Source organism: Winogradskyella vidalii (assembly GCF_013403955.1).
GTDB classification, from domain to species: Bacteria; Bacteroidota; Bacteroidia; order Flavobacteriales; family Flavobacteriaceae; genus Winogradskyella; species Winogradskyella vidalii.
The window spans coordinates 99787-121887 of the sequence record NZ_JABFDG010000006.1 but is presented as its reverse complement, the minus strand read 5'-3'; the positions used below and the strand labels follow the sequence as shown (position 1 = coordinate 121887).

Annotated in this window: 20 protein-coding genes; 12 read left to right on the top strand and 8 right to left on the bottom strand. The window is 34.0% G+C overall.

What is annotated here, in order from left to right; translation table 11 throughout:
* Positions 1 to 10 precede the first annotated feature (10 nt).
* The 4 genes from HM982_RS14125 to HM982_RS14110 form a co-directional block, all read right to left on the bottom strand.
* Positions 11 to 370, bottom strand: coding sequence for an OadG family protein (locus HM982_RS14125; RefSeq protein WP_179353896.1), 360 nt, complete (start codon positions 368 to 370; stop codon positions 11 to 13).
* The gene (locus tag HM982_RS14120; protein WP_179353895.1) at positions 370 to 1929 is read right to left on the bottom strand and encodes an acyl-CoA carboxylase subunit beta; all 1560 of its coding nucleotides are present in this window, start codon (positions 1927 to 1929) and stop codon (positions 370 to 372) included. Before HM982_RS14120 ends, HM982_RS14125 begins: the two co-directional genes overlap by 1 nt.
* Positions 1930 to 1965: 36 nt before the next feature.
* On the bottom strand, positions 1966 to 2373 hold the full coding sequence (mce, locus tag HM982_RS14115) for a methylmalonyl-CoA epimerase (protein ID WP_179353894.1): 408 nt from the start codon (positions 2371 to 2373) through the stop codon (positions 1966 to 1968).
* A 489-nt stretch (positions 2374 to 2862) separates the two neighbouring features.
* Positions 2863 to 3063, bottom strand: coding sequence for a CsbD family protein (locus HM982_RS14110; protein WP_179353893.1), 201 nt, complete (start codon positions 3061 to 3063; stop codon positions 2863 to 2865).
* Positions 3064 to 3279: 216 nt separating this feature from the next.
* Here HM982_RS14110 and HM982_RS14105 point away from each other — a divergent pair, with 216 nt between their 5' ends.
* The 7 genes from HM982_RS14105 (at position 3280) to HM982_RS14075 (ending at position 9323) form a co-directional block, all read left to right on the top strand.
* Entirely contained in the window at positions 3280 to 4200 is a 921-nt protein-coding gene (locus tag HM982_RS14105; RefSeq protein WP_179353892.1) for a glutaminase, read from the top strand.
* A 228-nt stretch (positions 4201 to 4428) separates the two neighbouring features.
* Positions 4429 to 5013, top strand: a complete 585-nt coding sequence (locus tag HM982_RS14100; protein WP_179353891.1) for a TetR/AcrR family transcriptional regulator — start codon at positions 4429 to 4431, stop codon at positions 5011 to 5013.
* A 1-nt stretch (position 5014) separates the two neighbouring features.
* Complete coding sequence (locus tag HM982_RS14095; RefSeq protein WP_179353890.1) at positions 5015 to 5683, top strand: NAD(P)H-binding protein; 669 nt, start codon at positions 5015 to 5017, stop codon at positions 5681 to 5683.
* Positions 5684 to 5698: 15 nt separating this feature from the next.
* A complete protein-coding gene (locus tag HM982_RS14090; protein WP_179353889.1) occupies positions 5699 to 6331 on the top strand; it encodes an NAD(P)H-dependent oxidoreductase in 633 nt (210 codons plus the stop codon).
* 12 nt (positions 6332 to 6343) lie between these two features.
* Positions 6344 to 7342, top strand: coding sequence for an NADP-dependent oxidoreductase (locus tag HM982_RS14085; protein WP_179353888.1), 999 nt, complete (start codon positions 6344 to 6346; stop codon positions 7340 to 7342).
* Positions 7343 to 7436: 94 nt separating this feature from the next.
* Positions 7437 to 8597 carry an iron-containing alcohol dehydrogenase gene (locus HM982_RS14080; protein WP_179353887.1) on the top strand — a complete coding sequence of 387 codons (1161 nt, stop codon included), beginning with the start codon at positions 7437 to 7439 and terminating at the stop codon, positions 8595 to 8597.
* A gap of 48 nt (positions 8598 to 8645) precedes the next feature.
* Positions 8646 to 9323 (top strand): type 1 glutamine amidotransferase domain-containing protein, encoded by a 678-nt coding sequence (locus HM982_RS14075; protein ID WP_179353886.1) that lies wholly within the window; start codon positions 8646 to 8648, stop codon positions 9321 to 9323.
* Between the two features lie 90 nt (positions 9324 to 9413).
* Here the strand turns inward: HM982_RS14075 and HM982_RS14070 are convergent, their stop codons facing one another.
* Positions 9414 to 10274, bottom strand: a complete 861-nt coding sequence (locus HM982_RS14070; protein WP_179353885.1) for a hypothetical protein — start codon at positions 10272 to 10274, stop codon at positions 9414 to 9416.
* Positions 10275 to 10438: 164 nt separating this feature from the next.
* Between HM982_RS14070 and HM982_RS14065 the strand changes: the two genes are divergently transcribed.
* The 5 genes from HM982_RS14065 (at position 10439) to HM982_RS14045 (ending at position 19174) form a co-directional block, all read left to right on the top strand.
* On the top strand, positions 10439 to 11083 hold the full coding sequence (locus HM982_RS14065) for a thiamine phosphate synthase (protein WP_179353884.1): 645 nt from the start codon (positions 10439 to 10441) through the stop codon (positions 11081 to 11083).
* 49 nt (positions 11084 to 11132) lie between these two features.
* The gene (locus tag HM982_RS14060) at positions 11133 to 12032 is read left to right on the top strand and encodes an EamA family transporter (RefSeq protein WP_179353883.1); all 900 of its coding nucleotides are present in this window, start codon (positions 11133 to 11135) and stop codon (positions 12030 to 12032) included.
* Positions 12033 to 12328: 296 nt separating this feature from the next.
* Positions 12329 to 15661 (top strand): transglutaminase family protein, encoded by a 3333-nt coding sequence (locus tag HM982_RS14055; protein ID WP_179353882.1) that lies wholly within the window; start codon positions 12329 to 12331, stop codon positions 15659 to 15661.
* Positions 15662 to 15681: 20 nt separating this feature from the next.
* Entirely contained in the window at positions 15682 to 18234 is a 2553-nt protein-coding gene (locus tag HM982_RS14050) for a circularly permuted type 2 ATP-grasp protein (protein WP_179353881.1), read from the top strand.
* A 1-nt stretch (position 18235) separates the two neighbouring features.
* Positions 18236 to 19174, top strand: a complete 939-nt coding sequence (locus tag HM982_RS14045; RefSeq protein ID WP_179353880.1) for a transglutaminase family protein — start codon at positions 18236 to 18238, stop codon at positions 19172 to 19174.
* 8 nt (positions 19175 to 19182) lie between these two features.
* On the opposite strand, the gene HM982_RS14040 is transcribed toward HM982_RS14045, so the two are convergent.
* The 3 genes from HM982_RS14040 to HM982_RS14030 all read right to left on the bottom strand — a co-directional run bounded on the left by HM982_RS14040 (position 19183) and on the right by HM982_RS14030 (position 22096).
* The gene (locus HM982_RS14040) at positions 19183 to 20235 is read right to left on the bottom strand and encodes a zinc-binding metallopeptidase family protein (RefSeq protein ID WP_179353879.1); all 1053 of its coding nucleotides are present in this window, start codon (positions 20233 to 20235) and stop codon (positions 19183 to 19185) included.
* A 114-nt stretch (positions 20236 to 20349) separates the two neighbouring features.
* A complete protein-coding gene (locus HM982_RS14035; RefSeq protein ID WP_179353878.1) occupies positions 20350 to 20895 on the bottom strand; it encodes a hypothetical protein in 546 nt (181 codons plus the stop codon).
* Between the two features lie 244 nt (positions 20896 to 21139).
* Positions 21140 to 22096, bottom strand: a complete 957-nt coding sequence (locus HM982_RS14030; RefSeq protein WP_179353877.1) for an alpha-E domain-containing protein — start codon at positions 22094 to 22096, stop codon at positions 21140 to 21142.
* Between the last annotated feature and the right edge of the window lie 5 nt (positions 22097 to 22101).

Sequence of the window (22101 nt, the reverse complement as noted above, 5' to 3'; positions counted from 1 at the left end):
TTTCATATATTTATAATCTATTTTGAGTACCGTAAATCTTAGAACTCCAAGGTGAATATGTTTTTTTAACTTGTTTTATGGTTAAAATGCCGCTTTCATGATCGTGCTGTTCCCCCATATACATATGAATGGATGCACCAATTACTGCAGCAACTTCTCCTGTAAAATCACTATTGTCTATCGCTTTAATTTCACTTATTTTTTTGTCTTTACCCTTTGTAATTATCTTATAGATATAAAGCATTAAAGGCAAGCCGTAATTAAAAAAAAGCGCTAGTATTACTAAGGCACTGAAAACAATTAATAATCCAGTAATTAATATAAAATAACCTTCACTAATAGGATCTGTATTTATAAGTGTATATATCATTATAATGGAATGTTTGAGTGTTTTTTTGGTGGATTAACATCTTTTTTATTTTGAAGTAACTCTAGAGCTCTTACAATTCTAAATCGCGTGTTTCTAGGCTCAATGACATCATCGATAAATCCATATTTTGCAGCTTGGTAAGGGTTTGCAAATTTATCGGTGTATTCATTTTCTTTTTTATGGATGTAATCTTCTTTTTCTGTGTCGTCTTCAATTTTTCTAATATTAGAACCTTCTAAAACTTCAACAGCACCTTTCGCTCCCATTACTGCAATTTCAGCTGTTGGCCAAGCGTAGTTTAGATCGCCTCGCAATTGTTTACAACTCATTACATCGTGTGCACCACCGTAAGATTTACGTAAGGTGATGGTTACTTTTGGTACGGTAGCTTCGCCGTAAGCAAATAATAATTTAGCCCCATGTAAAATGATTCCTCCGTATTCTTGACCAGTTCCAGGTAAGAAACCAGGGACATCTACTAATGTGACAATCGGAATATTAAAAGCATCACAGAATCGTACAAATCGCGCTGCTTTTCTAGAAGCATCAATATCTAAAACACCAGCATAATATTTTGGTTGATTAGCCACAATACCGACAGGTCGTCCATTAAATCTTGCAAAACCTACAGCGATGTTTCTAGCGTAGTTTCTATGCACTTCTGTAAACTCTCCATTATCTGCGAGAATTGAAATGACATCAACGATATCATAGGGTTGGTTAGGATTTTCAGGAATGATATCATTTAAGGCATCTTCTAAGCGGTCTATTGGGTCGTTACATTCAATGATAGGAGCTTCTTCTAAATTGTTAGAAGGCATATAGCTTAACACTTTGCGAATTAATAATAAGTTTTCTTCATCGTTAGCCGCTAAGAAATGTGAAACCCCAGATCGCGTAGAGTGAATTTTAGCACCACCAAGTTGATCGGCAGTAACCACTTCACCAGTAACAGATTTTACAACTTTAGGACCTGTAACAAACATATAACTTGTGTCCTCGGTCATAATCGTAAAGTCGGTTAATGCAGGTGAGTAAACAGCACCACCAGCACAAGGCCCTAGTATGGATGAAATTTGAGGAATAACACCCGAAGCCATAATATTACGTTGAAAAATTTCAGCATAACCCGCTAAAGATCTTACCCCTTCTTGAATACGTGCACCACCAGAATCATTAAGTCCTATTACAGGCGCACCTACTTTCATAGCCATATCCATAACTTTACAAATTTTTAAAGCGTAGGTTTCAGAAAGTGAGCCCCCAAAAACGGTAAAATCTTGAGCAAATAGATAAACGATTCTACCATCTATTGTTCCGTGTCCGGTTACAACACCATCAGAGAGGTAAACTTGTTTGTCTAAACCAAAAGATTTTGTTCTGTGGGTTACAAACATGTCAAACTCTTCAAAGCTATCGTCATCTAGAAGAATATCTATACGCTCGCGCGCTGTTAATTTACCTTTAGCATGTTGAGAATCTATACGTTTTTCACCACCTCCCAATTTTGCTTTAGCTCTTTTTTCAATGAGCTCATTGATTTTATCTTGATTTGCCATAATTATTACTTTGCTTATCGATATTAAATATTTAAATTATTTTGGTTTTGAACACAGTTCAGTTAGCACACCTAAAGTTGACTTTGGATGTAAAAAGCCTATTTCTAAGCCTTCTGCTCCTTTTCTAGATGTTTTATCAATTAATCTAACGCCTCTGTCTTCTGCTACTTTTAGAGCTTCTTTAGTATTATCTACAGCAAATGCTATATGATGAATGCCTTGTCCTTTTTTAGCAATAAACTTACCTATTGGGCCATCTGGTGAAGTGCTCTCTAACAATTCAATTTTTGTGTTACCTACCAAAAAAAAGGCTGTCTTCACTTTCTGATCGACAACCTCCTCTATAGAATAGCATTTCATTCCTAAAACCTGTTCATAGTACTTTATGGCTTCCTCTAAGTTTTCAACGGCAATACCTAAGTGCTCTATATGTGATATATTCATAATTAAAAATGTTTAATTTCTACAAATTTAGAAGATGTCTGTTTTTTATAACATGATAGAAATCATATTATAAGAAACAATAATTCCACATTTTTTTGTTTTGCTAAATAAAATGCTTATACGCAGGCGATATTTCTACTGTTACAGATAAAAACTACTTTATTAATCCTAGATGGAGAACAATATATAACTGAATGAAAATTAGATTTTTATATTGTAATTTAAATGTTCAAATATTATTTTGAAATTTAATATTAGCTTCCACTTGGTATCCTATTTGACACATTGATGAAACCATAATATAAAGCGTAATTTTTCTGAAATTAATAATAAAAACTTATTAGAATCTTTAAAAAGGAATTACTAACGCATATAAATTTGCTTTTACATAATACATGCTGAGTATAAATGCGTCTATAATATTAATTTAATTTTAGGCATAAAAAAATCCCGCTTTCGCAGGATTCTTAATTCAATATCTAAAGGCGTTTAATAATTAAGGTCGTTAAGATAATTGTTAATACTCTCCTTAGTTTCACCTGTACGTTTTTGGATACGACCGATTAGTTCATCTTCTTTACCTTCGGTGTAATCTAAATCATCGTCAGTGAGTTCGCCCCATTTTTGTTTAATTTTTCCTTTGGCAATATTCCAATTACCTTTTGCTTTATCTTGCCATGCTTCAGACATAATTTTTGAGTTTTAAATTGTTGTAATGTAAGCCACTATGACTAACTACAGTAAAATTACTTTATAATGCGTACAATAATTATCGCAATCCATTTAGAGATTGATTCAAATAAATAAGCCGTGTTAAAATAGTATTAAAAACATCTTTAAGATAGTTTATGACAAACCAATATTAAATCTTACCTTGAATTTTAAACCATATAAATTAGAAACCTAATGGACTCCAATTATAGCAAAAACATTGAAAAGGCTTATCACAAAATCAAAAATAGAAGCAACAAAGGGCTGGTAGCAAAATATATTCCAGAACTAGCTAATGTAGATCCTTCTAAGTTAGGTGTTCATATAACAATGATTGACGGTAGTAACTGTGGTGTTGGTAACAACCTTGAAAAATTCTCGATTCAAAGTATCGCTAAAGTATTATCGCTCACGATGGCCTATAATATCGTAGGTGAAAAAATATGGAACCGCATTGATGTTGAGCCTTCTGGTACTAAATTTGATTCTCTTTTATTATTGGAGACATATAAAGGTATCCCCAGAAATCCCTTTGTTAACTCTGGAGCTATAGTTATTTGCGATATACTAATAACGCATTTAGAGGATGCCAAAGAAGATTTTCTAGCCTTTGTAAGAGAGTTAAGTGATTTGCCTGATCTAAGCTATTCAGATACTATTGCCGACTCTGAAAAACAAACGGGCTTTAGAAATGTTGCGCTTTGTAATTTTATAAAGTCTTTTGGTAATATTGAAAATGATCCTGCTGAAGTATTAGATTTCTATTTCGATATGTGTTCCTTAGAGATGACCTGTCAACAACTTTCCCAAACCTTTGCATTTTTAGCAAATAATGGCCGTAAAATAACAGATGGCACCAAAATTATATCTAAAATGAAAGCGAAACGGATTAATGCCCTAATGTTAACCTGCGGCTTTTATGACGAATCTGGAGAGTTTGCTTTTAGAGTCGGTTTGCCTGGTAAAAGTGGTGTTGGTGGTGGTATTGTAGCTCTATATCCCGATAACTATACTATTGCTGTTTGGAGTCCTAAACTAAACCTACATGGCAACTCTCATAAAGGTATGGAATTACTTGAAGATGTAACGACTCACTCTGAACTTAGTATTTTTTAGATAATTACGAGTGTTTTTTTTTGTTTCCTTTCCTATTATAATTTCATTCTTATATAATTAGGTAGCATTGCTATACAAATTCTTAATTTATGTAGTTTTTTGTATTTGTTTATTACTCAATTTTAACCTTCCTCACTATTCTAAATATTTAATAAGTATAAACCTTTGTTAAAAAAAAAGAATGAACGTTCATTTTTAGTTATTTTTGTACAAGAATTATAAATCATCATGGCAAAACTTCAAAAAAGTATTGATAAGCGAAACGCTTTAGTAAAAGCAACTATTGATTTGGTTAACAACAATGGGTTTCATGCTACACCAATGAGCAAGATTGCAAAAATGGCGCAGGTATCTCCCGCAACGATTTATCTGTATTTTGAAAACAAACAAGATTTAGTCAACCAGACTTATATTGAAGTAAAAACAGAATATACAAATTATGCTTTTTCAACTTATGATGAGAGTATGTCTGTAGAAGTTGGTTTTGAACTTATTTGGAAACGTATAGCAGATTTTAAACTTAAAGAGTGCGAATACGCCATGTTTTTAGCGCAATGTGATAATACACCAATGATTGATGAACCCATTAGAATTGAAGGTATAAAACATTTACAGCCCCTACTCGACCTTTGGTCACGTGGTAAAAAAGAAGGTTTAATAAAACCGCTATCAGATTATATTTTGTATGCCTACGCTATTAATCCTTTATCTTTTTTAATGATTACGCAAAAAAGAGGCACATTTCAACTAAGTGAATCACATATCGAGGAAGCTTATCAAGCGGCTTGGGATAGCATAAAAGTCAATAAATAACATGAAAAAAACAGCCATCATATTAGGTGCTTCCGGATTGACGGGATTTCATATTCTTAAGTCCTTAATCCAAGATGAACGTTACGATACGATTAAGTTGTTTTCAAGGTCAAAAATTGAAGGCATAACCAGTCTAAAAGTAAAGCAATATATAGGTAACTTACTAGAATTAGAGCAATTTAAAGCCGATTTTATCGCTGATGAAGTGTATTGTAGTATAGGAACCACCAAAGCAAAAACACCAGATAAATCTACGTACAAAGCTATTGATTATGGAATTCCTGTCTCAGCAGCAAAACTAGCAAAGGCGAATAAGATAGATACGTTTCTTGTGGTTTCAGCAATGGGAGCTGATAAAAATAGTCGTGTATTTTATAATAGAACGAAAGGTGAAATGGAGCAAGACGTTCAAGAACAAAAAGTACCAAACACCTACATTTTTAGACCGTCTTTAATTGGAGGTGATCGCAACGAAAACCGGACATTGGAAAATATAGGATTGAAGCTATTTAAAATTATTCAACCCTTATTTATCGGCCCATTAAAGAAATATAAAATCGTCAATGCATCTGCAATAGCAAAAGTGATGATTTTTATAGCAAACACTAATACATATACTGAAGTTGTTATCACTTCAGACACTATAAATGCAATAAGTAAAAACAATTAGAAAACAAAAACACCTATGGAATTATTAGATAAATTAAATTGGCGTTACGCAGCTAAAGCAATGAATGGTGACACGGTACCTGAAGAAAAAGTGGCCCATATTTTAGAAGCTGCACGTTTGGCACCAACCTCTAGTGGATTACAACCATTTGAAATCATTGTCGTAAAAAATAATGAACTTAAAGAAAAAATAAAGCCTGTAGCTTGGAATCAATCGGTAATTACAGACTGTTCACATTTATTAGTATTTGCAGCATGGGACACTTATACCGAAGATCGTATTAATTATATGTTCGATTTAACAAATGATATTCGTGGATTTAAAAATGAAGGTTGGGAAAACTACCGTCAGATGTTATTGAGTTCTTATCCGCAAAAAGACGCTGAAGAGAACTTTAATCATGCTGCAAAACAAGCCTATATTGCTTTTTCACAAGCCTTATCAGCAGCAGCTTTTGAAGGCGTAGATGCCACACCAATTGAAGGTTTTGATCCTAATGCGGTAGATGAAATTCTTGGACTAAGGGAAAAAGGCTTAAGAAGTGCCGTCTTAATGCCAATTGGTTATAGAAAAGAAAATGAAGATTGGTTAGTAAATCTTGTTAAGGTGAGAAAACCTATGGAAGATTTAGTAACTGTAATAGATTAAAAACAAACAATTATGACAAAGACAATTTTATTAAAAAATAGACCCGAAGGAAAACCAACAACTAACGATTTTGAATTCGTTACCGACGATTCGGAATTAACAGTTAATAAAGGTGAACTCCTTTTAGAAACCGCTTACGTATCTGTAGATCCTTATTTAAGAGGACGCATGAGCGATGCTAAATCATACGTGCCACCATTTGAACTTAATAAAGCTATTCAATCTGGTGTTATTGCAAAAGTAATCAGTTCTAAAAACGACAATTTTAATGAAGGTGATTATGTTTCTGGGATGCTAGATTGGAAAACAAAACAAATTTCTAGTGGCGACGGTCTAAACAAAGTAGATCCGTCTAAAGCACCACTCAGTGCCTATTTAGGTATTTTAGGCATGACGGGACTAACCGCTTATTGTGGTTTAACTGAAATAGGGAAACCAAAAGAAGGCGAAACCTTAGTGGTATCTGGCGCAGCTGGTGCTGTTGGATCTGTAGTAGGGCAAATAGGAAAACTTTTAGGCTTAAAAGTCATTGGTATTGCTGGGACAGATGAAAAAATTGAATTACTTAAATCTAAATTCGGATTTGACGAAGGCATCAATTACAAGACTACAGACAACATGAAAGAAGCCATTGCTAAGGCAGCGCCTAACGGTGTCGATGTATATTTTGATAATGTTGGCGGTTCAATTTCAGATGCTGTGTTGATGAATATTAATCAATTTGCAAGAATTGTAGTTTGTGGTGCCATCTCTGTTTACAACAGCACAGAATTACCTAAAGGTCTCAGTGTTCAGCCATTATTGGTTAAAAACAGTGCTTTAATGCAAGGATTTATTGTCTCTAATTATTCAGATAAATTCCCAGAAGCAATAGATAAATTAGCAACTTGGTTAGGTGACGATAAACTCACATATTCTGAAACTATAGTTGAAGGTTTTAATAATTTACCACAAGCCTTTATCGACTTATTCGATGGAAAAAATAAAGGAAAAATGGTGGTTAAGATTTAAACCTCATTATTAAATCAATCTTAAATCTGTAATTTTAGGATTGTCACCATGAGTTAGGCTCAGGGTGTGTTTACAACAAATAAAAAAAAAGAAGATGAATAATTTTGAATTTATAAACCCTACCAAAATCATATTTGGTAAGGACACGATAGGAAAACTAGAAAATGAAATACCAAAAGATGCTAAAGTTCTCCTCCTTTATGGTGGCGGAAGCATAAAGAAAAATGGTATTTATGACCAAGTAAAAACAGCTTTATCAAACGTTGAGGTCATTGAGTTTGGTGGAATTCCTGCCAACCCCGAATACGCCAAATTATTAGAAGCGTTACATATAATTAAAGAGGAAAACATTACTTATTTACTTGCTGTTGGCGGCGGATCTGTAATTGATGGTACCAAATTTTTATCGGCTGCAGCATATTATGATGGCGATACACCTTGGGATATTTTAACGCAAAACATTAGAACTGAAAAAGGGATGCCATTTGGTACGGTTTTAACTTTACCAGCAACAGGCTCTGAAATGAACTCTGGCTCTGTAATTACAAGAGTAGAAACTAAAGAAAAATTAGCTATGGGAGGACCTGGTTTGTTTCCTCAGTTTTCAATTTTAGATCCGCAAGTCATTAGCTCTATTCCACAACGTCAATTAGCTAATGGGTTAACCGATGCGTTTACCCATGTTTTAGAGCAATATATGACTTATCCTATTGGAGCTTTGTTACAAGACCGCTTTGCAGAGAGCATTTTACAAACCTTAATTGAAGTCGCACCAAAAGTATTAAAAGATCCAACCGATTATAAAGCCGCTTCTAATTTTATGTGGTGTTGTACTATGGCATTAAATGGTTTAATACAAAAAGGGGTTCCTACAGATTGGGCTGTACACGCTATGGGCCATGAATTAACAGCCTTATTCGGTATCGATCACGCACGTACCTTAGCCATAATTGCTCCTAGTCATTACAAGTATAATTTTGAAACCAAAAAAGAGAAATTAGCACAGTATGCTGAGCGTGTATGGGGAATTACCGAAGGAAATATAAACGACAAAGCCTATGCTGCAATAGATAAAACAGAAGCCTTTTTTCATGACTTAGGGATTGATACTAAGCTTTCTGATTACACGAAGGATTACGAAGGTACAGCTGAAGAAATCTCCAAGCGTTTCAATGAACGTCAATGGATGGGATTAGGCGAACACCAAACTTTAACACCAGACCGTGTTGAGAAAATTGTAAAAATGGCTTATTAATTCTGAAAGCGTTTCAGAAGCCTTATAAAAACTTAAAAACAAACTATAATGAAAGTACTATTTGTTTTAACGTCTCACGATAAATTAGGAGACACAGGAAAAAAAACAGGATTTTGGGTTGAAGAATTCGCAAGCCCATATTACACTTTATTAGATAAGGGTGCTACGATTACAATCGCGACACCAAAAGGTGGTGCAGCGCCAATAGACCCAAGTAGCAACGGACCAGACGCGGCAACTGCAGCAACGGAGCGTTATTTTAAAGATGATGAAACCCAACAAAAAATTGCCAACACTAAGGTTTTAGCAGATATGAATCCAGATGATTTTGATGCTGTATTTTATCCTGGTGGTCATGGACCGTTATGGGATTTAACCAACGATGCAAATTCGGTTGCTTTAATCGAAAAATTTGACCGTCAAGAAAAACCAATCGCTTTTGTTTGTCATGCACCTGCCGTTTTAAAAGATGTTAAAAATGCAGATGGAACAGCTTTAGTTAAAGGCAAAAAAATAACCGGTTTTTCAAATTTAGAAGAAGCCGCTGTAGGTTTAACGGAAGTAGTACCCTTGTTACTAGAAGATATGCTTATCGAAAATGGTGCATTTTACTCTAACGCAGATAAATGGGCACCATATGTGGTTCAAGATGGGAATTTAATTTCAGGGCAAAACCCAGCATCATCTGAACTTGTAGCCAAAAAATTATTAGAAGCACTAAAATAATTACCCTGATTAATTAGTAGCGAAAAAGCCTGTATAACACAATGTTTGCAGGCTTTTATTTTTGTAAGCACATGCGTTATAAACAAATATTTAGTCATCACATTTAGCAGTAAATAAATTGTTTTCAGAGATAACAATATCTTTTAAAGGTTTTACTACAGGTCTTATTTTGTAAAATGGTTTTAAATCATTTTTATCAGGATATTCTCCATGGTGTGGAAAAAATTCATTCCCATATTCTAATACTTGAGGTAAGATTTCTGTATCTGTATACGATTTGGCAAAGTTTAAGGTTTCTTCATTTAAATCTTCATAATTTTCACCTTTTTTTAGGTTTGTATTTTCATCTAAAGACAGCACACCTTCATGGTATTTTGCAATAAATGAACCTGGACGAGAATATGTTTCTGGTAAGCCAATTAAGATAAAATCATTGTAATCTTCTTCAACTTTAAAACTGTAGATATTTACACTATCTGTTGAGATTTCTTTGTAATATTGCCTTTCTTTCGGAACACTTATATCTAAGGTTTTCAATTGCTCTTTTTGCTTATAATGGTAAGGATAGCTAAAACAATTTGCACCTTTATTAAATAAGGGAATAAAAGGTTCCTTATTAATAGCATTAAAACGGATGGCTATACCTTCTTGTTCATCCACACCTATATTAACATTCACAGAATCTTTATCTTCAGACTTAGTACGTCCAAAAAGCACATGTTTTTCTTCGGTATGATATGTGAATTCATAAATGTCTCCAGCTTTTAGCTTCCAAGTACCTTTTCTAGCGCCACCAAAATAAGCGACTACAAAGGTATGGTTAGGTAAAATAATAAACGTGGTGCCGCCTTCGGGATTACCGCTAGTTTGATAATATGAACCTGAAATCTGGTCATTCTGAGCATACAAACTTGAAGAAATAAGGGTTATAATTATAAATAAAACTTTCATTACACTGCATTTATGAAATAAAGGTATGTTGAATTTTCTCCATTAAGAAGTAGTTTAGGCATGTTTCAATAAAACTCAAGTAACCACTGCGATATTAGCACATACTTTATTAAACATTTGTATTTTTGCAGGCTTGTTATCATACTGTAAATTTTACTAAGAACATGGTTATACCTAAACTACATTATATCTCCGAAGGCAATACACCGGAAGAACATTTACAACACATACAGCGTGCTTGTACATCTGGAGTAGAATTAGTACAACTAAATTTACATAATATACAAGAAGACCAACTATTAGAAGTTGCCAAGTCAGCTAGAGAAATCACGTTTCATTTTCAAACCCGATTAGTCATTAGCGAAAATTATAAGGTAGCCAAAGCAGTAAAAGCCGAAGGTGTTCATCTAGAACAATCAGACCTCTGCCCTACTGTTGTAAGACCACATTTACACTCATGGCAAATGATTGGTAGCACGGCAAATACCTTGCAAGACTGTGAAGCACTAATCGCTAAAGAAGTCGATTATATCAATCTAGGTCCTTTTAGGTCTGAGCTCACAAATGAAGCGGCAAGTCCGGCTTTAGGGTTAAAAGGCTATACCGCAATTACAGATATTTTACATACTGAAACACCGCTTATTGGTTTTGGCGGTATTACCACTGATGATGTTAAAGCTATTTTAGAAACAGGCATTTCCGGATTAGCAGTATCAGAGGCTATCACCCAAAACTTTGATAGCATAAAGACATTTCAACATTTACTAAGCGCATCTGTAATTGCAGAGCAACGCCATACGTTTAAGTAATTCATACTTTTTCAACTAACACTAACTTTCAAATTTCAATTCGCGCTCTATGTGGATGTATTTAGGCTTATTAGCGGCACTTTTTTTAGGACTGCATAACTTATGTAAAAAACATGCTGTACAAGGAAATGAGGTCTTCCCTGTACTTTTAGGTACAGTTACAAGTGGTTTTTTGTTTATTGCCAGTTTCTATATATTATCACTGTACTATCCAGAATACGCTATAGCCAATGGTTATCATTTTCAAAAGCTGCCGTGGTCTACGCATGGTTATATTTTTATAAAATCGGCAATCATGGCAAGCTCTTGGATTTTAGCCTATCAAGCGCTAAAACACTTGCCCATTACAATAGTGACGCCAATACGTTCTGCTGGACCATTTTTTACCTTTATTGGTGCAATCTTAATTTATCAAGAGCGTCCAAATCCGTTGCAATGGATAGGCTTTTTTCTTATTATATTTTCAGTCATCTTGTATTCTAAAATCGGGAAAATAGAAGGCATTATTTTTAAACGTAACAAATGGATTTTTGCCATCATTGGCGCGACATTTTTAGGCGCTTCTAGCGGACTCTACGATAAATTCCTGATTCAAAATCTGAGTCTTAATCCACAAACCTTACAGTTTTGGTTTTGTTTGTATACCATATTAATTTTATTGGTGATATTAACCATCACGTGGTTTCCTCATGCCGAAAAACGTAAAGCATTTAAATTTAGATGGAGTATTATTGCCGTTGGTATATTACTTCAAGCAGCAGATTATTTCTATTTTAAAGCGCTTCAAGATCCCGAGGCGCTAATAATGTTATTATCTGCTATAAAACGTAGTCAAATACTAATCGCTGTAGTAGTTGGTGGACTTGTTTTTAAAGAGCAAAATAAGCGTAAAAAAATGGTGCCATTAATCGGGATAATGATTGGTGTAGGTTTAATTTTATATGCATAGAAAATAAACGGATTCAATTAATTAGACCAAACTAAACACATTTCAAACGGAACAAAAACAAATACAGTTAAAAACAATAAATTTCTTTAAAATTGGTCATCACATTCTGAAATGAGTATTTTTTTACTACTTAATTTGCGATTTTAAAAACCTTTTCCCCTTTTCAAAGGATTAATCAAAAAAATTTAACAATCGCAAGCATTGCGTACTTTTTTTAGGTAAAATACCTTATTTTGCAATTGTATTAGGTCGTTTTTCAACCTGTTTTTTACTCTAAACTTATTCTAATTATCCGTATGGCTTTAAAAATTGTAATATCGCACAAGACAACTTATAAGTATGACCGTAAAGTATCATTATCTCCTCATGTTTTTAGATTAAGGCCTGCACCACACTCAAGAACCCCTATTGAATCTTATTCAATTAAAATCACACCAGAAGATCAGTTTTTTAATTGGCAACAAGATCCTTTTGGTAATTATGTGGCACGTTTAGTATTTCCTGAAAAAACAGACGAACTATCGGTGGACGTTGAAATTATTGCCGATTTAAAAACCATCAATCCTTTTGATTTTTTTATTGAGGAATATGCCGAAGAGTTTCCTTTTAAATATACCGAAACGGTAAAAAAAGAACTTCAACCCTATTTAGAAATTACAGATAAAGGCCCACTCTTAGAAGATTTTTTAGAAACCTTAGATTACACACCAAGAAAAACCATCTATTTTCTAATTCATGTCAATCAGATGATTTATGAATACCTAAGCTACAATATCCGAATGGATCCTGGTGTTCAAACATGCGAAGAAACTTTAGAAACTAGAAAAGGATCCTGTAGAGATTACGCCTGGTTATTTGTGCAAACCTTAAGACATCTTGGCTTTGGTGCCCGATTTGTTTCTGGTTATTTAGTACAGTTAAAGTCCGACGAAAAATCATTAGATGGTCCTTCTGGCCCTGAAGAAGATTTTACTGATTTACACGCGTGGGCAGAAGTCTATTTACCAGGTGCTGGATGGATTGGCTTTGATGCCACATCAGGATTATTAGCTGGCGAAGGACATATACCACTCGCTTGTACGCCATCATTTGAAAGTGCAGCACCTGTCTCTGGTATGACCGATAAATGTGAAACAGAGTTCTTTTTTGAAAATTCTGTAAAACGAATTTTTGAATCGCCAAGAGTAACCAAACCCTATACCGAAGACCAATGGAAAGCCATTGATAAATTAGGGCAAAAAGTAGAACGACAACTACAAAAAAACGACGTTCGCTTAACTATGGGTGGCGAACCAACCTATATTTCAATTGACGATTTAGAATCCCCAGAATGGAATACAGACGCCGATGGGCCTCATAAACGGAAACTTGCTAAAGAATTATCTAAACGATTACACAAAGAATTTGGAAAAGGCGGTGTGTTACATCACGCACAAGGTAAATGGTATCCTGGTGAACCCTTGCCAAGATGGCAAATAGAAATTTGTTGGCGAAAAGACGGTCGACCTATTTGGTATAATAAAAAATATCTGGCCACCTATGCTGATGAATTTACGGTACCACCAAATACCGATAAATTATTTTTAGAAACCCTTACCAATTACCTTGGTATATCATCACAACATATTTTACCAGGATTTGAAGATGCCTTTTATTTTTTATGGGAACACGGTAATTTACCAATCGATATCGACCCAACAAAAGATAGAGATAATACCTTAGTAAAAAACAAATTAAAAGACATACTAGAAAGTGGTACCTCTACACCTGTGGGGTATTTGTTACCGTTAAATAATACAAAAGGAAAATGGTTTACATGCCAATGGACCTTTAGAAGACAACATTTATTCTTAACGCCTGGTAATTCTCCAATGGGATTACGATTACCTTTAAATTCCTTACAAGAAAAACCAGAACACGAAGTATTTCCGTCTTATGAGCCCGACTTATTTTCTAAAAAGAAACGTTTACCAAGTTTTAGAGATCATGTAAAAAAGCGACATAAAGCGTTTTTAGAAGACGGTTTAGAGGGAGACCAACCCAACTATTTTGTTAGAACTGCTATTTGTGCTGAAATAAGAGAAGGCAAATTATACTTGTTCTTACCGCCTTTAGATTCTGCTGAGAATTTCTTAGATTTAATTGCAGCTATAGAATTTACAGCCAAAGCATTAAAAGTTCCTGTAATTATGGAAGGGTATGATCCACCAAAGGACAACCGACTAGAATCGCTCAAAATAACACCAGATCCAGGCGTTATTGAAGTCAATGTGCACCCCGTAACCAATTGGAATGATTTAAGAGATAACACCTTAACTTTCTACGAACAAGCCAAACTCTCACGTTTAGGAACTGAAAAATTTATGCTAGACGGAAAGCACACAGGTACAGGTGGTGGAAATCACGTGACTTTAGGTGGTACGAGTCCAGCGGATAGTCCCCTACTGCGTAAACCAAGCTTACTGCGAAGTTTATTGACTTTTTGGCAACACCACCCAGGATTAAGTTATTTGTTTTCAGGATCTTTTGTTGGGCCTACAAGTCAAGCTCCAAGAATAGATGAAGCGCGGACCGATAGTTTATACGAGTTAGAAATTGCCTTTAGTCAAATTCCAAAAGATGGTGATGTGCCTTTTTGGCTAACCGATCGCTTATTTAGACATCTACTAACTGATTTAACAGGAAACACACATCGTGCTGAATTCTGTATCGATAAATTATATTCACCAGATTCTTCTACAGGGCGCTTAGGAATTTTAGAATTGCGTGGTTTTGATATGCCGCCACACCCTAAAATGAGCTTAGTACAAATGCTTCTGGTTAGAACGCTAGTTGCTTGGTTCTGGAAAAAACCCTACGAACATAAGCTTGTACGATGGGGAACAGAACTGCATGATAAGTTCTTAATAGAACATTATGTACGAGAAGATATCAAAGACATTGTAGCCCAATTAAATAAAGCAGGCTACAAGTTTGAAGAAGATTGGTTTAATCCTTTTTTCGAGTTTAGATTTCCGCTGCATGGTATGGTAGAAATAAATACAATTCATTTAGAATTACGTGCTGGTATTGAACCTTGGAATGTACTTGGTGAAGAAATGACAGGTGGCGGAACAGCAAGATATGTAGATTCGTCTTTAGAACGACTACAAGTCAAAGTTTCTAATTTTATAGGTGAACGTTTTGTGTTAACTTGCAACGGTGTAAAAGTTCAGTTAAAGAGCACAGGTGTAAAAGGTGAATATGTGGCGGGAATACGCTATAAGGCTTGGAATCCTTATTCGGCATTACACCCTACAATTTCAGAGGATACGCCTTTAGTTTTTGATATTGTTGATACTTGGAATAAACGCTCTATTGGTGGTTGTACCTATTTTGTTGCACATCCAGGAGGTCGTTCTTATGATGCTTATCCGGTAAATAGTTTTGAAGCAGAATCTCGAAGAATCAATCGTTTTTGGGAATTTGGACATACACAAGGCGAAATCAACCCTACAGATAACATTATTTTAGATACCGAGGTTCCAAGCAGAAGTGTGGAGAAAAAAAATAGCTCTAAACGCTTTTCGTATAAAGAATTGCCTGTAAATGCTGAATTTCCTTACACCTTAGATTTACGTAAAAAATAAAAAGCTTTCATCATCATTAAATGAAGACCAAAACAAAGACATTATTTGAAAATTATTTTTCAAAATCTAATCATTACGATGAATTACTCGATTCTAAAATGCGCATTAATGACAGTTGGAAACCATTGTCTAAAAACCTATTAGACATTGGTCCTGAAAACTTAGTCTTAAAACAAACGGAGCTGAACTGGCTTTTAGCAGAAAACGGCGTTACCTATAATGTCTACAACGACCCAAAAGGTTTAAACCGACCGTGGGATTTAAATGTGGTACCTTATGTAATTCATCAAAATGAATGGAATGATGTCGAAAAAGGCATACAACAACGTGCCGAGATTTTAAATCTTGTTTTAAAAGATTTATATGGCAAACGTACCTTACTTAAAAATGGGATTATTCCGCCAGAGGTAATTTATGCCCATAATGGTTTTCTGCGTGCATGTGATCAAATACAATACAAAAACGCAAAACAACTATCAATTTATGCTGCCGATTTAGCTAGAGGTCCTGATGGACGAATGTGGGTGGTTAATGATAGAACCCAAGCTCCTTCAGGTATGGGTTATGCTTTAGAAAATCGATTTTCAACAAGTAAAATAATCCCTGAATTATTTACAAATATCAATGTCGTTCAACCTTCAAGTTTCTTTAGTGATTTTAATAAGTTACTACAAAATGCAGCTTCAACAAATATTGAAAGTCCTACGGTTGTTATTTTAACACCCGGGCCACTTAATGAAACTTATTTTGAACATTCTTATCTGTCATCGTTTTTAGGCTATCCTTTAGTAAAAGGAAATGACTTAGTGGTAAGACATGGTAAAGTTTGGCTAAAATCTTTAAAAGGATTAAAGCAAATTGACGTTATTTTAAGACGGATAGATGACACGTTTATGGATCCTTTAGAATTACGAGAAGATTCTTATTTAGGTGTCGCTGGTTTATTAGAAGCGGTGAGATTACAAAATGTCACTATTGTAAACCCTATAGGAAGTGGTGTTTTAGAAAACCCTGCATTAATTCCTTTTATGGAAAATATTTGCAACTATTTTTTAAAAGAGGAACTCCTATTGCCTCAAATTGCATCCTGGTGGTGTGGCCAAGAAAAAGAACGAAAACATGTATTAGCTGACCTTTCATCTTTTGTTTTAAAACGTATTGACCGATCGAACAGAGAACACATTTATTTTTGTGAATTTTTAAATAAAAAAGAACTTGAAAACCTTAAAAAAGAGATTTTAGAATATCCCTATAAGTTTGTCGCTCAAGAAAAGATTTCATTTTCTACAGCGCCAAATTTCACAACAAAAAAACTAGAACCACGTAAAATTTCATGCCGCACATTTGCTATTGCTAAAAAAGATGGTTATAGCGTGATGCCCGGCGGTTTAGTTAGAGTTGCTCCAGAAAGGGAAGAATTATTTGTCTCTAACCAACGTGGTGGTACCAGCAAAGATTTTTGGGTGGTTAATGATATGCCACAGTCTAACTTACAAAATTACTCTTGGAACAAAACTAATGCTGCGACATCAATTGATATCAATGATGTACCAAGCAATACGGCAGAAAACTTATTTTGGTCTGGTAGGTATATTGGAAGAGCTCTTGTTACAGCACGTTATTTAAGAATGGTATTGAGTCAAATGACTCATGCGCAATACAACGATAGAAAACCAGAGTCTGAAAGTTTAAAAATACTTTTTCAATCTATCACAAAAATCACGGCTACGTTTCCTGGCTTTATGGCAGAAAGTGGCGACGCTCTTAAAAATCCACTCAACGAGATTAAAGATATCATCATAGACGCTAATAAAATGGGAAGTTTCGCTCAAGCGATGCAAAGTTTTCACAATTCCTATTACTCACTGAGAAACTTATGGTCTAGAGATATGTGGCGCGTTTTTGATGGTATTCAAAAACACATCAATAAATTAAAGAACGAAGAGTATTACACAGTTTACAAACTCACTAATTTTTTTGATAAAATAATAACCCGTTTAATTGCCTTTATGGCACTAACGGAACAAAGTATCTTGGTAAGGCAAGGACTACTCCTCTATTTTATTGGTCTACAAATAGAGATTAGCGCTATGAGTATTGAAAAATTCAGAGCCTTATTAATTGTAAACTATGATGAAGAATTAGAGTATGAAATTTTAGAATCTTTATTAAATAGCCATGAAAGTTTAAACATTTACAGGTACAGTTTTAACTCGTATTTGAGTGTAGAAAATGTGATAAATCTAATTATTTTAGATAAGGAATATTCAAGATCACTAACCTATCAATTACACCGATTAAAAAAGGATATCGATAAATTACCAGCAACAAATACAAACAAAGAATTAACGGTTTGTCAAGAAAAAATGAATGTCGTTATTTCTAAAATTGACAGTATTGACGTCAAAGATATGTTAGTCATAGACCCAGCATCTAATATGCGCAAAAACTTAGATAATTTATTATCGAATTTAAGTGATTTATTACACACAACATCCTTATCAATCTCTGATACTTATTTTAACCATTCTCAGCCACAAAAACAGTTGGTAAATAGAAACATTACAACTTAATATGATTTTTGACCTCTGGCACAAAACTAAATATTCTTACGACAATGGCGCTTCGTTTTGCCATAATATTACAACGATAAAACCTAAGACGTTTCCAGGACAAACACTCTTAGACTACAGTTTAGAAATTACGCCAACTCCTACAGATATTTCTGAACGCTTAGATTATTTTGGTAATTCTGTAACCCGTTTTTCAATACAGCAACATCACGAAGAGTTGATTGTGGTAGCTCGAAGCAAAGTTGCTAGAGATTATGAAGCACAGGTTAATGAGCGTGATTTTTTAAAGGCTCAAAAAGTAACGATAGCAGAAACGATAGCACATTTAAAAGCTACTGACTCAGAAAGTATTGATGTTAGACAATATGTAATGCCTTCGCCTTTAATTGCTAATAATAGTGAAGAAATTACAGCCTACGCAGCACTCTCATTTAAGCCCGAACGTTCATTTTATGATGCGACTTACGAATTGATGCAACGCATTTATACCGATTTCGATTTTGTACCAGGCTTTACAAATATAGCAACACCTTTAAAAGAAGTCATGTCTGCCAAAAAAGGGGTTTGTCAAGATTTTGCACAAATCGCCATTGCCTGTGTACGTGCTATGGGTTTACCTGCCAAATATGTAAGTGGATATATTGAAACAATACCGCCTAAAGGAAAAGAAAAATTAATAGGGACTGATGCATCACACGCTTGGTTTTCTGTTTTTATTCCTACCTATGGTTGGGTTGATTTTGACCCTACAAACAATCAGATTCCTAAAAATCAACATATAGTTGTAGCTCATGGAAGAGATTATTATGATGTACCACCTTTAAAAGGAGTGATTTATAGCATGGGCAATAATAAAATGGACGTTTCTGTCGATTTAAGACCGGCTAAATCACAATTTAATAACAAAGATTTACAAAGCCAATCACAATCTCAGCAATAGTAGTGCGTCTATTTTCTTTTTTGCAATAATAAGTTATGAATAAACTTCAATTTCTTAATTATAGCAGGAGAAATTACAAAGGGATACACATCCGGTATACCCATAGCTCTATTGATACTGTTTACCGCTAATGATAAAGGCACACACTTTTGTACAATAATATCAAAATTCAATTTGGTATAAGGATCAAAAGACACTTTAGTACGTAGCGCTTTAGTTTTAAATTTAGGATTTACATTAAGACGGAAAAAATAAGCGGTTTCTACCATATCCATAATATGTAAATAATGGGCCCAAGTTTCTGCCCAATCTTCCCAAGAATGAGCTGTTGCATAAGCGCTGATATAAGATTTTTGCCAATCTTTAGGGGCGCCTGTTTTGTAGTAATTTTGAAGTGCTTCAGAATAATTTTGAGATTCATCTCCAAAAATAGCTCTATATTCAGCAAGTGTATCAGGTTTATCTCTGACCAAACGTTCCCAAAAATAATGCCCAACTTCATGGCGTAAATGTCCCACTAAAGTTCTATAGGGCTCAGTCATTGCTTTTCTAGCCTGCTCTCTTAACACGGAGTTCCCTTCACGTATTAAAATTGTAATGACGCCATTAGCATGGCCTGTCATCAACTTAGGGTTGTTCTGTTTAGCAACAAAATCAAAACATAAACCCGTTTCATCTCTCAATTTACTTGGTAAAGGCAAGTTGAACTTTTGAAGTTGATAAATTAAACGGTGTTTAGCAACTTCGAGGTTTTGCCAATTTTCAAAATTATCTGAGGCTAAATTAGAGAGATTAGGTATCGTTCTATTTAATTGACAAGCACTACAATAATCTTCAGGGTTTTCCTTTTCAATCACCCAATTACAAACTTTATGTTCATAATTTTTACAATACTTATATTCAACATGCTCGCGATCCGAAATAAGCGTACTAATATTGGGTTCAAAAGTAAGCATCATACGATCACTTGCTCTGTAACCTGTTAAATGGCCACAATTATCGCAAGTATAGTTTTCAAAATATACAGAGGAATTGCAATTTCCACATTGAAATATTTTCATATTATTGTATTTGTGTCTGTTTTTGCTGTGTGTCTAACAACTAATTTAGAAACTAAAAATCCAATAGAAAGATTACAATTACTAACAATGAATTATACATGGTTTTGTAAAACTTTATTTTAGTTTTTCTAATGATTTTAAGATTATTTCTTTTAGTTTTTCTATTTCTAATGGACTGTTATCATACTCATAACTCTTAATCATTTTCCATTTTTTATTTTTATTATCAATAACAAATAAACTCATAAATCCTCTATTTATATCTCCGAAGTAACCATTAATAGATACAAAAATCGAATTTTTATATTTGTTTGTTAGAAGTTCAATTGGTGCTTTTTCAGCTTTATAACTTACTCCCCTTTCTAATGATGAATTGATAGTTCCATAATCCTTAAATAGAAATGGAATTTCAATATATTCAGCATTTGGAAACTCTGACATTAAGGTTTGGATTGTAAATGCTGTTAAGTTTTTCCTTTGGTAAGGATGTTCTATATATGAATAATTTGACTTTTCCTTTATTTCAATATATGGAGTAATTATGCTTAGACTATCCTTGTTGATGGAAAAATGCTTATTATTTAATTTCAGCGTATTTTTTTTAGTGGAACAAGACACCAATAAAATAAAAGTTAAGAGTAGTAATGTAATTTTTTTCATAATGTCGCACAACGTCTTTTTAATTACGCTCAAAATCAATTGTAGTACTAAGCTTCTGAGTAAACTTTACATTTTGATTTTAAACCCATAATTACAATTCTTCAAATCATTTTAGTTAAGATCATTTGAAACGACAAATGTAATCGATTTATCTATCACTTTTAAATAGAATATTGAAAGTAGATTAGGTTTTATCTCATATAAAACGAGGTGCGCATTTATGGAACATACTAAAAATCAAATATTAATTCATATGAGGTTCTATTGAAAAAAAGGATTCATAGATTGCTGAAGAAATATCATTAAGTTTTCCTTGAATATTATCTAAATACTCATGAAGCCCATTGGCTATAATATCATTAATATCTGTAAACTCCAACTGTGATTTTAAAGCACCTAGTTGTTTTTGAGCCAAATTGCTATAACCAAAAGAACTTCCACACAATCTTCCAATAGACTGCTCTGCTCTTATTAAACAATTGAGAATAGACCTTGGAAAATCGGTATCTAAAATTAAGAATTCTGCTATAGTCGTCGATGATAGTTTACCATATTTTTTCCTGTACATATCATAGGCACTCACTGATTTTAAGAGCGCCGTCCATTGTATTAAATCTAAAGACGAGCCTACCTGTTTTGCAGAGCCCAATAATAGATGATATTTAACATCTAAAACCCGAGAGGTTTTGTCAGCACGTTCTATAAATTGTCCTAATTTAGCAAAGTTCCAACCTTCATTTCGCGAAATGGTAGCATCATAAATTCCATATAATAATTGACAGCCATTTTTAATGTCACTAAAAAAACTTCGAACTTCATTATCTGAAAGGCGTTTTTTATTAGAGGTATTCTTAATTAAATAATATAAGGCATTAATTTGTTCCCAAACTTCTTTTGTAATTTCGGTTCTTATGGCACGTGCATTTTCTCTAGCATTACAGATACAGTTGTATATAGAGTTGGGATTTTCGACTTCAAAGGCCATAAAGTTAATTACAGTATTTTTTTCAGCTTTTTCATAAAGCGATTCGTACAATGCCCAATCTCCTGTAATGACGACTAAGGGTTTCCATTGTTGGGTCTCGTTGGGAGACATTTCTAATGATAAATTAAAATTCACATCCATAAAACGGGCATAATTTTCAGCACGTTCAAGATATCTATTCATCCAATATATTGTGTTTGCGACTCTTCCTAACATAATTT

What these genes read in the sequence shown, in the direction of transcription:
- HM982_RS14125 (WP_179353896.1), bottom strand. Translation starts at nt 370, where the DNA reads ATGATATATACACTTATAAATACAGATCCTATTAGTGAAGGTTATTTT.
- HM982_RS14120 (WP_179353895.1), bottom strand. Translation starts at nt 1,929, where the DNA reads ATGGCAAATCAAGATAAAATCAATGAGCTCATTGAAAAAAGAGCTAAA.
- mce (WP_179353894.1), bottom strand. Translation starts at nt 2,373, where the DNA reads ATGAATATATCACATATAGAGCACTTAGGTATTGCCGTTGAAAACTTA.
- HM982_RS14110 (WP_179353893.1), bottom strand. Translation starts at nt 3,063, where the DNA reads ATGTCTGAAGCATGGCAAGATAAAGCAAAAGGTAATTGGAATATTGCC.
- HM982_RS14105 (WP_179353892.1), top strand. Translation starts at nt 3,280, where the DNA reads ATGGACTCCAATTATAGCAAAAACATTGAAAAGGCTTATCACAAAATC.
- HM982_RS14100 (WP_179353891.1), top strand. Translation starts at nt 4,429, where the DNA reads ATGGCAAAACTTCAAAAAAGTATTGATAAGCGAAACGCTTTAGTAAAA.
- HM982_RS14095 (WP_179353890.1), top strand. Translation starts at nt 5,015, where the DNA reads ATGAAAAAAACAGCCATCATATTAGGTGCTTCCGGATTGACGGGATTT.
- HM982_RS14090 (WP_179353889.1), top strand. Translation starts at nt 5,699, where the DNA reads ATGGAATTATTAGATAAATTAAATTGGCGTTACGCAGCTAAAGCAATG.
- HM982_RS14085 (WP_179353888.1), top strand. Translation starts at nt 6,344, where the DNA reads ATGACAAAGACAATTTTATTAAAAAATAGACCCGAAGGAAAACCAACA.
- HM982_RS14080 (WP_179353887.1), top strand. Translation starts at nt 7,437, where the DNA reads ATGAATAATTTTGAATTTATAAACCCTACCAAAATCATATTTGGTAAG.
- HM982_RS14075 (WP_179353886.1), top strand. Translation starts at nt 8,646, where the DNA reads ATGAAAGTACTATTTGTTTTAACGTCTCACGATAAATTAGGAGACACA.
- HM982_RS14070 (WP_179353885.1), bottom strand. Translation starts at nt 10,274, where the DNA reads ATGAAAGTTTTATTTATAATTATAACCCTTATTTCTTCAAGTTTGTAT.
- HM982_RS14065 (WP_179353884.1), top strand. Translation starts at nt 10,439, where the DNA reads ATGGTTATACCTAAACTACATTATATCTCCGAAGGCAATACACCGGAA.
- HM982_RS14060 (WP_179353883.1), top strand. Translation starts at nt 11,133, where the DNA reads ATGTGGATGTATTTAGGCTTATTAGCGGCACTTTTTTTAGGACTGCAT.
- HM982_RS14055 (WP_179353882.1), top strand. Translation starts at nt 12,329, where the DNA reads ATGGCTTTAAAAATTGTAATATCGCACAAGACAACTTATAAGTATGAC.
- HM982_RS14050 (WP_179353881.1), top strand. Translation starts at nt 15,682, where the DNA reads ATGAAGACCAAAACAAAGACATTATTTGAAAATTATTTTTCAAAATCT.
- HM982_RS14045 (WP_179353880.1), top strand. Translation starts at nt 18,236, where the DNA reads ATGATTTTTGACCTCTGGCACAAAACTAAATATTCTTACGACAATGGC.
- HM982_RS14040 (WP_179353879.1), bottom strand. Translation starts at nt 20,235, where the DNA reads ATGAAAATATTTCAATGTGGAAATTGCAATTCCTCTGTATATTTTGAA.
- HM982_RS14035 (WP_179353878.1), bottom strand. Translation starts at nt 20,895, where the DNA reads ATGAAAAAAATTACATTACTACTCTTAACTTTTATTTTATTGGTGTCT.
- HM982_RS14030 (WP_179353877.1), bottom strand. Translation starts at nt 22,096, where the DNA reads ATGTTAGGAAGAGTCGCAAACACAATATATTGGATGAATAGATATCTT.